We start from the raw sequence: 14,086 nt of genomic DNA, 5'->3' as shown, positions 1-14,086 counted from the left end.
TCTTAATATATTCTTAACATTTTAAAGGATTTAATATAGATTTCTTAATTTTACAATTCTATGAATTTATACCCTATAAATGCAGGTAATTTAAAGCTTGATGGTGGCGCCATGTTTGGTGTTGTACCAAAAACACTTTGGAGCCGTACCAACCCAGCAGATGCTAACAACATGATTGATATTGCTACGCGATGTTTACTAATTGAAGATGGAAATCGTCTCATATTAATCGATAATGGTATGGGTAATAAACAGTCAGATAAATTTTATGGCTATTATAATCTTTGGGGTGATTTTAGTTTAGATAAATCACTTAAATCATTCGGTTTTCATCGCGACGATATTACCGATGTATTTATGACGCATTTACATTTTGATCATTGCGGTGGCAGTATACAGTGGAATAAAGACAAAACAGGTTATGAACCCGCTTTTAAAAATGCATATTTTTGGAGTAACCAAGACCATTGGAAATGGGCAACCGAGCCAAACAGGCGGGAAAGTGCATCATTTTTAAAAGAAAACATCTTACCAATGCAAGAAAGTGGTCAATTAAAATTTACAGCACTTCCAGAAAATAATTTACTTAAAAATTCTAACCTTGGCTTTGATATCTTTTTTGCAGATGGACATACCGATAAACAAATGATTCCGTTAATAAAATATCAAGATAAAACTATAGCCTTTATGGCCGACTTATTACCAACTGTTGGGCATTTACCAATTCCTTATGTAATGGGATATGATACTAGACCATTATTGACTCTAGATGAAAAAGAAAACTTTCTAAATATGGCTGCAAAACATAATTTCTATTTATTTTTAGAGCACGATGCACATAACGAAATTATAACCGTACAACAAACAGAAAAAGGTGTTAGACTAAAAGAAGTTTACACCGCGCAAGATATATTCTTAAAATTTTTATAGACTAATTCAAATAATACCATGAGAACAATTAAATTAATAGCAACGTCTGCATTTATTGCAGTCCTAATGTCTGGCTGTGGAGGAACTGCGGCTATCTTATCAACACCTGTTGAAAATATTGATACCTCACCATTAAAAGTTTCTGAACTAACTGAAGCAGAAAAACATAATTGGGGACATTTAGATTTAGTAAAAGACACCATTCCGGGAATGAGTGTTGATAAAGCTTATGCAGAAGTTATTAAAAACAAAAAAGGGAAAAAAGTAATAGTTGCCGTAATTGATTCTGGAATTGATATCGATCATGAAGATTTAGACGACGTTATCTGGACCAATAAGGGAGAAATACCAAATAACGGAAAAGACGATGATAATAATGGCTATGTTGATGATGTTCATGGATGGAATTTTTTAGGTGATGGCTATAATGAACAATTAGAATTTGTTAGAATATTAGCAAGCGGAGACACCAGTAACCCAGATTACGCTAATGCAAAGGCAGAGTATGATACAGAGTATCAAAAATGGCTAGGTAGAAAAACACAATATGAGCAAATATTTCAGCAAATTAAAACTGCAGATGAAACCTTAACAAAGCATTTTGGTAAAAAAGACTACACTAAAAAAGAAGTGAGTGCTATTAAAACCGAAGATGAAACTTTAGCACAAGCACAACAAATTGCAAATTACATGTTTAGCAATGGTATGGATTCTATGGCTGATGCGGTAAAACAAATTGAAAGTAGTTTAGAAAGTATTAACGACCGTTTAAACTACAACCTAAATAAAGAATTAAAAGGACGTGTAACTGGCGATAACCCAGATGATATGTCTACAAAATATTATGGTAATGGCAATGTAAAACCCGTTAAGAAAACTGAAAGCCACGGAACACACGTTGCTGGTATTATTGCTGCAGAACGTAATAACGGAAAAGGTGCAAACGGTGTTGCAAACAATGTAGAAATAATGAGTGTAAGAACCGTACCTAATGGTGATGAATATGATAAAGATGTTGCCTTAGCTATTCGTTATGCTGTTGACAATGGAGCTAAAGTTATAAACGGAAGTTTTGGTAAAAGCTACTCAACGCATAGTGATTGGGTGCGTGATGCTATTGCTTACGCCGGACAAAAAGATGTGGTTTTTGTTCATGCTGCCGGTAATGACAGTAAAGATGTTGACACAGAACCTAATTTTCCAGATGATAATATTAATGGTAAAGAAGTTTCAAATACTTATATAAGAGTTGGTGCTTTAGCTCCAAAATATGGGTCTAGTATGGTTGCTGGTTTTTCAAACTACGGAAAGCAAAATGTTGATGTTTTTGCTCCAGGAGCAAGTGTATATTCTACAACTCCTGAAAATGAATACGACACTAAAGGAGGAACATCTATGGCTGCACCAGCTGTTGCAGGTATAGCTGCTTTAATTCGCTCTTATTACCCAAGTTTGAGTGCCGCACAAGTAAAACAAATTATTATGGATTCTGGTTTAGCCATAAACACTAAAGTAATTGTAGGTGGAAACTCAGAAGATATTAGACATTTTGCAGACTTAAGTAAATCTGCTAAAATGGCGAATGCTTACAATGCATTAATTATGGCCGCTAAAATGGCAAATTAATTTTTTATAAATTTCAAGGTTGTTTATAATGTCATTTAATTGGCATCAAAAACAACCTTTTTTAATACTTGTTTATATGAATCGTTTCTTTATTTCAATTCTAGCAATATCATTAGTATTCTCGTGTAATTCTCAAAAAAATATTGCAGTTTCACCACCTGAAACACCTATAACTCCTACTGTTACAGTTCCTGGGTATTGGCAACAGCATGCAGATTATAAAATGGAAATTGATATGGATGTTAACACCTATCAATATACAGGAAAACAGAATTTGGTTTATACAAATAACTCTCCAGATGTCTTAAATAAAGTGTTTTATCATTTATACTTTAATGCGTTTCAACAAGGAAGCGAAATGGATGTTCGTTCTCTGACTATTGCAGATCCAGACAGAAGAGTAAAAGATAGAATTAGTAAACTAAACCCAGATGAAATTGGATACATAAAAGTAAACTCTTTAACTCAAAACGGTGTTGCTATAAATTATGAAACCGTAGGAACCGTTTTGGAGGTTGATTTAGCAAAACCTATTCAACCAGGCGAAAGTGTAACTTTTAATATGGATTTTAATGCACAAGTACCTGTTCAAATTCGTCGCTCTGGAAGAAATAATAAAGAAGGAGTGGCATTATCCATGGCACAATGGTACCCAAAATTAGCAGAATACGATTTTGAAGGTTGGCATGCAGACCCATATATTGGGCGCGAGTTTCATGGTGTATGGGGTAATTTTGATGTAAAACTAACCATAGATAAAAATTATGTTGTTGGTGGAACAGGTTATTTACAAAATCCAAATATCATAGGACATGGTTATGAAACTGGTACAATAAATCGCCCAAATACTAATAAACTTACATGGCATTTTGTAGCACCAAATGTACACGATTTTACTTGGGCTGCAGATCCTGATTATATTCATGATACTATGCAAGTTCCTAATGGCCCATTATTACACTTTTTATACAAAAGTACTATGCCTCAAGACAAGCTAGATAACTGGAAAAATTTACAGCCTAAGGCAGTAGAGTTAATGCAGTTTTTTAGCAGTAATGTTGGCCAATATCCATATAAACAATATTCCGTTATTCAAGGTGGTGATGGCGGTATGGAATATGGTATGTGTACACTTATTTTAGGAGAAGGTAGTTTTGATGGCTTATTTGGTGTAACTGCACACGAAATGGGACACTCTTGGTTTCAATTTATTTTAGCTAGTAATGAGCTTAAACACTCATGGATGGATGAAGGTTTTACAGAATATATTGGTACCCTAGCAGAGAGTCATATATTTAATAAAGATTTTGAAGAACTTTCAAAACGTATTTATGCAGTTTATGATCACTTAGTTAAATCTGGTAAAGAGCAGCCACAAACAACACATTCAGATAGGTATAACTTTAATGGTTCCTATTCTATATCTGCTTATTATAAAGGCTACTTATTTTTAAAACAATTAGCCTATATTATTGGTCAAGAAAATCAAGAGAAAACAATAAAACAATATTTTAAAGATTTTTCTTTTAAACACCCAAGACCTGTAGATTTTATTAGAACTGCAGAAAAAATATCTGGTTTAGAATTAGATTGGTATTTAATGGATTGGACTCAAACTACAAATACAATTGATTATGGCGTAAAAAGTATTGAAAATAACACCATTACTTTAGAGCGAATAGGCTTAATGCCAATGCCTATTGATGTTTTAGTCACTTATACAGATGGTACAACAGAAGATTTTTACATTCCTTTACAAATGATGCGTGGCGAAAAACCAACCTCAGCAACAACCATAAAAGATTGGGCTTGGGCATACCCTACCTACACTTTTAAAACAACAAAAGCTGTAAAAACTGTTCAAATAGACCCTAAGGAATTAATGGCTGATATTGATAAGGAAAACAATAAAAAATAAGTTGTTTCTTTAATTCAATAATTCAGGGTTACTAAGAATCAATTCAATTTTTTTGATAATTACAGTAATTTGATTCATTTGTGTTTCTATATTTCTAAAGAAGAGACTAATATCTCTATTAACCCAACTTTCAGAAATAACCCTAGCACCTAAGCTAATTCTTAATACAGCACTTTGTGTGTTATTAGTATATTTTACATTAACTGCTTGACCAATATGACATTTTTGTGCTGCAAGCCTTATAATTTCTAGAGGAGAACCTTCGAATTGCTCAGACAAATCAGAATTTAATAGCATATATAGCTTTTTTACATGATCTAGAGATAAAACTTGGTTGTCTTTAAGTATGAAAAAAGGAAAAATTGTGCGGATATTTCTTATACCAAATTCTTGACTATTAAAACTATTCGTATTAGTCTCATTACCATATAGCGGTTCTAGAAAGGAAGCGTCGTTTATAGAATCTTCAACAAAATTACAAAACATCTCAATACCCATATTTCTATATAAAATTGGTGTTTTGTAGTATCTATCCATTTCAACTATTGCGGCATTCCAGCGCATATAAGAACCATAATTAAATCCATCAGATAAATCTTTAGAACAAAACCATGATGTTGGCCAATCGGAGTGGTTATAATATTTATTTAAACCTTTAGGTAAGGTTTTTTTAACAGTATGAATTAATTTGCTAACATTTTCTGGCAAAATTAAGGCGCCAGAATAAGGAGGACCAGTAAAATATTTACTTCCTGTTGTAGAAACTATATATCCCTTTTCTAAATAATTTTGAATGTCTGTTGGGTCTAGTCTAAGTTGAGCCGCATCAACAATAACTTGTATTGATAAATTGTTAAGTGTGCTTAAGTCTTGCATCATTTTTTCACTAGGAGATTGATAGCCTAATTTTGAATGATCCATTACGTGTAATACAATATGTCTGCCTAGTTTATTTGTTTCTGTAATAGCAGTTAAAACTTCTGTATCTAATTGATCTGTTGATTTTAGTTTACCATTTTCATCTCTAAAAGGTATCTTAATTAAATCAATATCTTTAAACCCCTTAATTTGATCGCCTTTTTTTATAGGATAATTAAGTGCTGTTGTGTTTTCAAAATGACATCCTTTTAATGCGGCGGGTACACCACTTCCTGTTTCATCAGAAGCTACTAAAACATGAGTAATATCCTTATCTGTAATAATTTGAGTAATAGCTGCTATTTGAAGCGAAGCATCGGTTCCTGATGGCGAAAAAATAATTTCACATGCATCATTTAGTTTAAATAATTTTCTAAGATTATTTTTTAATAATTCAGAAAATGCAATGGTAGTGTCTTTAAAACCATTTTTTAAGCTATTTTTTATTAATATACTTCTTGTTTTATCTGTTTTATCAAAAGCAAAATTAGATACACTAGTAGCTGTAGATGATGCAAAAGTAAATGCATCGGGTCTTGGAAATGGTCTGCAACCATATTTATTTAATAAAGCTATTTCATCAATATTCAATCTAAGATCACCACCATCCATTAAGAGGTATTCTGTTGGTTTTGCTAAATTCTTAATAATAGGCTTCCAAGATTCTTTAAAAACATTTGTTTTGTTTTTTATTTCGTGTAAAGCTATTAACTCTTCATTTTGCAATAAAGAATTGATATTTAAAGCTTCTTCACTTTTAATCAAATTAATTAAAAAACTATCTATAGATTTTAGTTTTTCTTTATCGTCTTGAGGTAATAATTTGTAAAATATACGAGTCACTTCAAGTGCTGCTATATCGCATAATATAGCATCTTCTTTTTTGGAATTTAAAGCTTTAAACCATAGTTGCCATTCAATACCATACCTTAGGTAAACTAAAGCTAAAACGGGTTTTTTTAAATAAAAGGAGCCAATAATAATGGCTTTATTAGGAACAATTTTAAAGACATTTGGATCACTATTAGAAGTAATTATATTTATGTTATTTAATTTGGGTACTGTATTAAATCTTTTTAAAACGTGAACTAAATAATTTACATTTTCTTTTTCAAATAAACTTGTTCTTTTATATTGATCTTCTATGAGTATGTTATTTGTCATAAGTGTTTTAATTTAATACCTTCTTCTAAACGACGATTTAATAACGCTAATATTTTAGTAGTTATAAACAGTAAAGATAAAGTGATTTTCTATTTTAAAAGGGGTTTATATTGTTATTTAGATATTTAAAACCATTCTAGATTTTATGTATACCTTTTTTAAATTTTGATAAGAATTAACATTAGTAATCTAAAAATTTAGCCATTTTTATTGAGAATAGTGATATTCGTTTTTACGAACTTTAAACTCTTTTTTTAATATATTTTTTATAAAATCTGGCATATTCTTCGGTAAACGTGACTTACTATCAACAAATACAACTGTTGATTTTGCTGTACTTAAAACCATATTCATTTCGTTTTTTATTTCAAATTCAAACATAAAACGAACTTTTGGCATTTCTTTAATTATTGTTTTTATAGTAATCAATTCATCAAAATGAGCTGGTTTTTTATAATTTATCTCAAAAGAAATTACAGGTAGTATTATTTGCTTGTTTTCAAGTATAATTTCGTCTATTCCTATTTTTCGTAATAATTCATTTCTAGCTTGGTGGCAATAGGTAACATAATTTGCATGATACACATATCCCATTTGATCAACCTCTCCGTAACGAGGTCTTAATTGTAATTTATCAGATATCATAACTTTAATATAATTTGTAATAACATAAATGTTTATGTTTTAATTATTTTAAACTATTGATTTTATGTATGTTTTTAAAAAACCAATTGTTCAGCTATAATAGTTTTGTTTTTTGTGGGTTCTTTGTGATTTTACATTTGGCATAACTCATTCATTTAAATGTACTAATTCATCCTTATCATTAGGGGGGCAATCACCACAACTTGTATTATTTTCAATACCTAGAATTAATTTAAAACATCTATTGCATTTGTACCAATCTTTGTCAAACTCAAACTCCCCTCCTTGAATTATAATTGCTTTACCCTCTACAAAAGCTTGTCCAATTTTTGATAAAGCACTATTATAAATTCTTGTAAGTGTTGGTCTTGAAACTTCCATTCTATCTGCTGCAATATCTTGTGGGAGTTTGTCATAAATAACTAATTTAATTGTTTCATATTCATCATATTGTAAAACAACATGTTCGGTATCACAAAATGCAATACCAAACGGTTTAAAACCATGCATTTGTGGTGGGTTATTAACTTTTCTTTTCTTTTTTGGACGTGGCATCAATTAAATTTGAGACAAATATAATGAACTTACGTTCATAATAACCTTAATTATTATAGAAAATAGTTGGTTTTAATTATTGAATTATTCTAGTGAAAAAAATTATTTATAAAGAAATAGTAAAAATTGATTCCTTGTTTTTATAAACCTAATTAATACCAAGGTTCTTTTTTGTAAATTTTAGTTTTAGCAACACGCTCTCTATTATTTAAACTTAAATGTGTACTATTTATTTGTTTGTTTCTATAACCTAATAAATGAAACAATGGTTTCGCTAAGAACTTAGCTGTTGATAGGTTTACTTTTAATATTCCTTCTGTTTTATTTATCCAGGAAATTCCTGGTAACCATACTAATATTGTATCTGTTTTTATAAACCTTAAAATAGCAGACAATTTTAAAAAAAATGGCTTTATAGATTTTATAATAAAAAAACCTTCTGACCCTTTTTTTTGATATAATGGCATAAAAATACTACCTGTAATTGGTGCTGAAATTTCTTTAGTATTACTAAAAGCTAGTTTTGTTCCTTTTTTAATATGTTCGAAACTGTTAAAACCATTAATCATTTTAAAATGTTCGTTTTTATTAATTTTGTGTAGGTACACAACCTCAAACACATCATTTGTATTATTGGCTTGCATTTTTAATTGTTCATGGTATTTTGAGAAATTGATTACTGCTTTCTTTTTTAATACCCCTGAATAAACTAAAGTTAAATACACAAATGCGATACTATTAGTAATGGCTGAAAAATCATCATGCTGACCAGATTCAAACCCTAGAGACACATAACCCATTTGATTAATGTAACTTAATAGCGGCCCATTTAAATATTCTTCAATACCCAATACAATAGGTACTGGAAATTGTTCTGAAAATTTTCTATTAATTAAAGCATCATTAATAGTAATAAATGGCAATGTTTTGCTAGAAGTTGTATGTAAATCTACAAAGTAAAAAGGAGGCGTGTTGGTTTCTAAAATTTCATTAAGAACTGTATTTAATTCTTTTAATTCTAATTCATCTTCATTTAAATTGGTTTTTTGAAGTATGTCTTGAATTTGTTGTTTAGTCCAAAGCCTATTTAAATCATCTTTTATATAGCGTTTATGTAACTTTAAGGCATTTAAATTACCTGCAACACCATAAATAACACCTTTTACATAAGTAGCGTTAATACCTGCCAAAGCATCTTTAATAGCAAAAACTCCTGAAGTTTCGTTACCATGTATACCTCCAAAAAAAACTACAGTAGGACCTGGTTTTTCGCCCTCAATCTTACCTAGTATTCTATCTACGTTTAAGCTACTATCAAGTGCTTTATTATATACTTCTATCATACATTAAAATCGTTAAGAGTTACTAAACCAATTAGCTTATTATTTTTAACAACTGGCAAACAACCTATGGCATGAGATTCCATTAGTTTTTTGGCGGTTTCAATTGGTGTATATTCCTCTACGGTTATAAGATCTGTTTTCATCAATAAAGCAACATTATTCTCTTTACCTTTAGGTTGGTTTAAATATGCTTCTACATCTTTCCAACTTATTATTCCTAATATTTTTTGATCATGATTTATTACAGGCATGTGATGTATGTTTTTCCACTTCATGATATGTAATACCAAGTCTATACTATCTTTTTTATCTACCGAAAAAATATCTGAACTCATAATATGTTTAATTACATACTGTCCTTTTAAGTTTTTTTTATTAGTGTAATGCAACATATCCCAAACAGAAACAGGATAGCCTTGTTCTTGTTTTATGTACATATTAGTTGTTAGTATTTGCATTGCCTCATAGCGCTTGTGTGATTTTAATAAACCTCTATAATTTCTAACTAACCACTCTGAACCATTAATACCAATAACTCGGTCTTTAATAATTTTTAAATAATATTCTACATCTTTTGGAATTATCCCAACGCTATAAAGCCCTTTATATGCCATGGGTAATAACTCATTTAATATAAGATCGTGACTTGATATGTATTTACCATTCCAATAAAACTGAGTTGCCATACCATAACGTGCGGCATTAAAAAAGTTTGCTTTAACATCTTTAAAATCCCATTGTTTATGTATGTTTTTAAATGTTTTAGGTTTCCCCATCATAACACCAACCCAAAACATCATATTAGCAATTTCATCTGTAGTAGTTGGTCCAGATGGAATGTATCTATTTTCAATTCTTAAGCTTGGTTTTCCTTCAAGAACCCCATAACAAACTCTATTCCATGGGTAAACTGTGCCATTATGTAACTGTAAAGCCCTAAGTTTTGGTGTTTCGTTGTTTTTAATCATATCCACACTATTACGAGTAAAATGTGTGGTTAAAAAACTTCTAAATCTAGAAATGTTATTTTTAAAAATATCTGTTATGCTGCCTTTTTCCCAATCGCTACCAAAGCTAACTCTAGATTGTTTTTCATTTAATAAATAAGAGTTTACTCTAGTATCAATACTTTGTGTAAAAAGAGCAATTCTTGTTTCGCTCCATAATTCTTTTCCAAATAATAAAGGAGAATTTGTGCATATACTTAAAATGGGTCCCGCAATAGCTTGTGCCCAATTGTAATTATCTACAAATTCTTTTGGGCTAAGTTGTAAATGCATCTGAAAACTAGTATTACACCCTTCTAACATTACCGAATCGTGCAATAAATTAAGCTCATCAACACCTTTTATGTTAATATCAAAACTTTTTCTTCGCCTTTGTTTAATAGCATCATTTAAAAATGAATACCTTTCAACATTAGTCATATTTTCTTCTCCAACATTATTAATGGACAATGATGGTAAAATACCAGTAATAATAATTTTAATATCTTTTTTGGCAGCTATCGCTTTCGCTTTATTTAAATAATCATCTAATTGTTTATGAAGTTTAGAAAAACAATCTGCATTAAGCTTAAGAGGGTCTAAATTAAGTTCTAAATTATAATTTCCAATTTCAGTTGTAAAATGTTTGTCATCAATATCATCAAGAAGTTCTAATGACTTACTCTCTGGTAAAAATTGATTGTTTACCAAACAAAATTCTTGCTCTGCCCCAATTCTTAAAGGGTTTTCTTCAATCATGTTATTTTCAATCATGATATCCAAGGCCTCTATATCATTTATTAAATGATGAATATAATTAGCTCTATCTTTTTTTGTGTTGAGTTTAGATACATTTAAATCTCCCATAACGGTGCTGTTTAGTTGGTTATCAAGAAATTAATTTAATATAGTTTAAGCAGTATTAAAATGATTTATGTCATGTATGCTCTTATTTAGTATTGTGTTAATTGTAATTCCTATTTTTGTAAGCATAAAACTATGTATGTCTACAACCTATTCTAAAAAAGAAAAGCTTAAAAGCAAAAAGCTTATTGACCAATTGTTTACAAAAGGGCAATCGGTTTCAGCTTTTCCATTACGTTTAGTATATTTAGAAACAAACCTTGATGATAATATAATAGCAAAAACAGGGGTTTCTGTAAGTAAACGTAATTTTAAAACCGCTGTTGATAGAAACCGTATAAAACGTTTACTAAGAGAGTCTTACCGAAAAAATAAAGCTGTTTATTTTAACAATTTATCAACGCAACATGCGTTTATGATTTTGTACATTGGCAAAGACAAACCTACATTAACCCAAATTGAAACTAAAATGACATTTTTGTTTGAAAAATTTTCAAATAAAATTTCTGAAAAATAACCGTATGAAAAACATAATAAAAAAGAAATTTATAATTCCCATTTTAGCCTGTGTTGTATTCTTAACTACAACAGCTTTTAAAAATGATTTTTTTGAAATTGCTAAGCAAATCGAAATCTTCACTACACTATTTAAGGAGTTAAACATGAATTATGTGGATGAAACTAATCCTGCAGATTTAATGGATACAGCCATTAAAAGTATGTTAGCAGATTTAGACCCGTATACCAACTTCATGAACGAGCAAGATGTTGAAGCCGCTAGAATTAATAATACAGGCGATTACACAGGTATTGGTGCAAGAATAAGCACTTTAAAAGATAAGCTAATTGTTGTTGAGCCATATAAAGATTATCCTGCAGATAAAGCAGGTTTAAAAGCAGGAGATGAAATTATAAAAGTGGGCAATATTTTAGTTAAAGATTATGACGATAACGCAGGCGATTTACTAAGAGGAACCTCAAATTCTTCTGTAGAAGTGACTTTTAAGCGTCAAGGAAAAACTCAAACAGCAACCATTAAACGTGCTGAAGTTGAAATTAAAGCAGTACCACATTTTTCACTAATTAATAATAAAACAGGGTATATTGTTTTAAGCAAGTTTAGCAGAAAAGCACATGCCGAAACTAATTATGCATTACGCGATTTAAAAGCTCAAGGCGCAGAACGTATTATTTTAGATTTACGTGGTAATCCTGGCGGATTAGTAAACGAAGCTATTAAAATTGTAAATCTTTTTGTTCCTAAAGGACAATTGGTTGTTACTACAAAATCCAAAGTAAAAAAATATAATCGCACCTATATTACTCAAAACGATCCTATTGATACAGACATACCATTAGTCATTTTACTAGATGGTAGTAGCGCATCTGCAAGTGAAATTGTTTCTGGAGCACTTCAAGATTTAGATCGAGCAGTTATTGTGGGTTCTAGAAGTTTTGGTAAAGGCTTAGTACAACGCCCTAAACAATTAACTTACGGGACTCAGGTTAAAATAACCATTTCAAGATATTACACACCTTCTGGAAGGTGTATTCAATCTTTAGATTATTGGAATAGAAATGAAAAAGGAGAGGCGGTTAAAGTAAAACAAGAAAACTATAACGCTTTTAAAACCAAAAACGGAAGACAGGTTTTTGATGGTGGTGGTGTTTTTCCAGATGCTCAAGTTGGTTCTTACAAAATTTCTCCAATTACATCGGCTATTGTAAATAATAATTTGATTTTTAACTATGCAACCAATTATTATTACAAACATACTTTTAATGATATAAACAACCTAAAACTAACTGATACTGACTTTTTAGATTTTAAAAACTATTTAAAATCTAATAATTTTTCATTTGAAACAGATACAGAAAAAGCTCTTAAAAAAGCGTTTGAGACATCTAAAAAAGAAGAATTAAATGATAATATTGAAAGTGATTATAACACCTTAATTTCTAACTTAAACAACTCTAAAACCCAAGTTGTAGATGAAAATAAAAACTATATATTAGATTTATTAACTAAAGAGATTGTTAAGCGATATGTATACAGAGAGGGTTTATATGAATATTTAGAAGTACATGATCCAGAAATAAAAAAAGCTACTGATATTCTTAGTAACCTAACCACATACCAAGGTTATTTAAAATAATTATAAGCTTTTTAAACTTATAGTAATTCATACAAAACCGCATGAATATTGGCTTGTGGCATGATTTTAGATTAAAAATAGTATATTTAGCACCTATTCAAAGCCCTTTTATGAATAAATTTTTGGTATTAATATTATTTACTTTTAGTAGTGTTTTATCTTTTTCTCAGAAAGAATTAACACAAGAAGTTTATTTTGATACAGATAAATACGAGGTTCCTAATACAGAAAAAAACCGTTTATTATTATTCATTTCTACTTTAAATGATATTGATATAGCATCTATTTCTATATTTGGTTTTTGTGATGATAGAGGTGCAGACACCTATAACTTAATACTCTCTCAACAACGTGCCGATGCTATAAAAGCTATTTTTGCTAATAACGAAATTAGCGAATCACTAATAACTAATGTAGATGGAAAAGGAGAAATACTTCTTAAAATAGTTGAAGAAGAAAATCTATTAAAAATAAGAGGTTTAAATAGAAAAGTTGAAATAATTGTAAAAGCTAAACAACCAAAACCAGAAGTTAAAGTTAAAAAAGTTATTGATAGCTTACCTAAAATTATAAAAGAAAAAAGTGTTGTAGAACAAATAAAAGATGGCACTAAAGGAGATAAAATTTTGTTTAAAAATATCTTATTTAAATCAGGATACCCAACTGTAACACCTAATTCAAAAAAAACATTAGAATCTATAGCTGTAGCGCTTTTAGAACGTGAAGATATTTACTTTACTATACAAGGCCATGTGTGTTGTACACAGTATACTAGAGATGCAGTAAATAGAAAAACTAAAAAAAGAAATTTATCTGAAGCCAGAGCTAAGTACGTTTATGATTATTTTATTAAAAAAGGAATTGATAAAAAACGCATGAGACATGTTGGTATGCGAAGAAAGTTTCCGCTAGGTGGCGATCCTGAATTTGATAGACGTGTTGAAATACTTATTACTTACACAAGTGACCAAGCTAAATAAA

General features: G+C 29.9%; 11 protein-coding genes. 6 read left to right on the top strand and 5 right to left on the bottom strand.

Annotated elements, in window-relative coordinates; all coding sequences use genetic code 11:
* Positions 1-60: 60 nt before the first annotated feature.
* The 3 genes from Q0842_RS00355 to Q0842_RS00345 all read left to right on the top strand — a co-directional run bounded on the left by Q0842_RS00355 (position 61) and on the right by Q0842_RS00345 (position 4,474).
* On the top strand, positions 61-930 hold the full coding sequence (locus tag Q0842_RS00355; RefSeq protein ID WP_298492726.1) for an MBL fold metallo-hydrolase: 870 nt from the start codon (positions 61-63) through the stop codon (positions 928-930).
* Positions 931-948: 18 nt separating this feature from the next.
* Positions 949-2,556, top strand: a complete 1,608-nt coding sequence (locus Q0842_RS00350) for a S8 family peptidase (protein WP_298492724.1) — start codon at positions 949-951, stop codon at positions 2,554-2,556.
* Between the two features lie 76 nt (positions 2,557-2,632).
* Positions 2,633-4,474: a M1 family metallopeptidase gene (locus Q0842_RS00345; RefSeq protein ID WP_298492721.1), complete on the top strand. Its 1,842-nt coding sequence runs from the start codon at positions 2,633-2,635 to the stop codon at positions 4,472-4,474.
* Between the two features lie 9 nt (positions 4,475-4,483).
* On the opposite strand, the gene Q0842_RS00340 is transcribed toward Q0842_RS00345, so the two are convergent.
* From Q0842_RS00340 to Q0842_RS00320, 5 genes are all read right to left on the bottom strand, one after another.
* Positions 4,484-6,556: a hypothetical protein gene (locus Q0842_RS00340; RefSeq protein WP_298492718.1), complete on the bottom strand. Its 2,073-nt coding sequence runs from the start codon at positions 6,554-6,556 to the stop codon at positions 4,484-4,486.
* 207 nt (positions 6,557-6,763) lie between these two features.
* Positions 6,764-7,201: a thioesterase family protein gene (locus tag Q0842_RS00335; protein ID WP_298492716.1), complete on the bottom strand. Its 438-nt coding sequence runs from the start codon at positions 7,199-7,201 to the stop codon at positions 6,764-6,766.
* 147 nt (positions 7,202-7,348) lie between these two features.
* Positions 7,349-7,756 (bottom strand): DUF134 domain-containing protein, encoded by a 408-nt coding sequence (locus tag Q0842_RS00330; RefSeq protein WP_298492713.1) that lies wholly within the window; start codon positions 7,754-7,756, stop codon positions 7,349-7,351.
* 152 nt (positions 7,757-7,908) lie between these two features.
* Positions 7,909-9,099, bottom strand: coding sequence for a succinylglutamate desuccinylase/aspartoacylase family protein (locus Q0842_RS00325; RefSeq protein WP_298492710.1), 1,191 nt, complete (start codon positions 9,097-9,099; stop codon positions 7,909-7,911).
* Positions 9,096-10,952, bottom strand: a complete 1,857-nt coding sequence (locus tag Q0842_RS00320; protein WP_298492707.1) for a CBS domain-containing protein — start codon at positions 10,950-10,952, stop codon at positions 9,096-9,098. Before Q0842_RS00320 ends, Q0842_RS00325 begins: the two co-directional genes overlap by 4 nt.
* Before the next feature lie 136 nt (positions 10,953-11,088).
* Here Q0842_RS00320 and rnpA point away from each other — a divergent pair, with 136 nt between their 5' ends.
* The 3 genes from rnpA to Q0842_RS00305 are packed head-to-tail and all read left to right on the top strand — an operon-like array spanning position 11,089 to position 14,085.
* Positions 11,089-11,466 (top strand): ribonuclease P protein component, encoded by a 378-nt coding sequence (gene rnpA, locus Q0842_RS00315; protein WP_298492704.1) that lies wholly within the window; start codon positions 11,089-11,091, stop codon positions 11,464-11,466.
* Between the two features lie 4 nt (positions 11,467-11,470).
* Positions 11,471-13,105, top strand: a complete 1,635-nt coding sequence (locus Q0842_RS00310; protein ID WP_298492701.1) for a S41 family peptidase — start codon at positions 11,471-11,473, stop codon at positions 13,103-13,105.
* A 41-nt stretch (positions 13,106-13,146) separates the two neighbouring features.
* Entirely contained in the window at positions 13,147-14,085 is a 939-nt protein-coding gene (locus Q0842_RS00305) for an OmpA family protein (RefSeq protein WP_298492698.1), read from the top strand.
* Position 14,086: the final 1 nt, after the last annotated feature.

This window comes from uncultured Algibacter sp. (assembly GCF_947495675.1).
In the GTDB taxonomy this organism is placed as follows: Bacteria; Bacteroidota; Bacteroidia; order Flavobacteriales; family Flavobacteriaceae; genus Algibacter_B.
Note: the sequence above shows the minus strand (reverse complement) of the source record. Positions and strands in the feature narration are given on the sequence as shown.

Excerpts from the sequence above, each read along its gene's own strand:
- Q0842_RS00310 (WP_298492701.1), top strand. The coding sequence starts at position 11,471 with ATGAAAAACATAATAAAAAAGAAATTTATAATTCCCATTTTAGCCTGT.
- Q0842_RS00330 (WP_298492713.1), bottom strand. The coding sequence starts at position 7,756 with ATGCCACGTCCAAAAAAGAAAAGAAAAGTTAATAACCCACCACAAATG.
- Q0842_RS00340 (WP_298492718.1), bottom strand. The coding sequence starts at position 6,556 with ATGACAAATAACATACTCATAGAAGATCAATATAAAAGAACAAGTTTA.
- Q0842_RS00355 (WP_298492726.1), top strand. The coding sequence starts at position 61 with ATGAATTTATACCCTATAAATGCAGGTAATTTAAAGCTTGATGGTGGC.
- Q0842_RS00325 (WP_298492710.1), bottom strand. The coding sequence starts at position 9,099 with ATGATAGAAGTATATAATAAAGCACTTGATAGTAGCTTAAACGTAGAT.
- rnpA (WP_298492704.1), top strand. The coding sequence starts at position 11,089 with ATGTCTACAACCTATTCTAAAAAAGAAAAGCTTAAAAGCAAAAAGCTT.
- Q0842_RS00320 (WP_298492707.1), bottom strand. The coding sequence starts at position 10,952 with ATGGGAGATTTAAATGTATCTAAACTCAACACAAAAAAAGATAGAGCT.
- Q0842_RS00350 (WP_298492724.1), top strand. The coding sequence starts at position 949 with ATGAGAACAATTAAATTAATAGCAACGTCTGCATTTATTGCAGTCCTA.
- Q0842_RS00345 (WP_298492721.1), top strand. The coding sequence starts at position 2,633 with ATGAATCGTTTCTTTATTTCAATTCTAGCAATATCATTAGTATTCTCG.
- Q0842_RS00335 (WP_298492716.1), bottom strand. The coding sequence starts at position 7,201 with ATGATATCTGATAAATTACAATTAAGACCTCGTTACGGAGAGGTTGAT.
- Q0842_RS00305 (WP_298492698.1), top strand. The coding sequence starts at position 13,147 with ATGAATATTGGCTTGTGGCATGATTTTAGATTAAAAATAGTATATTTA.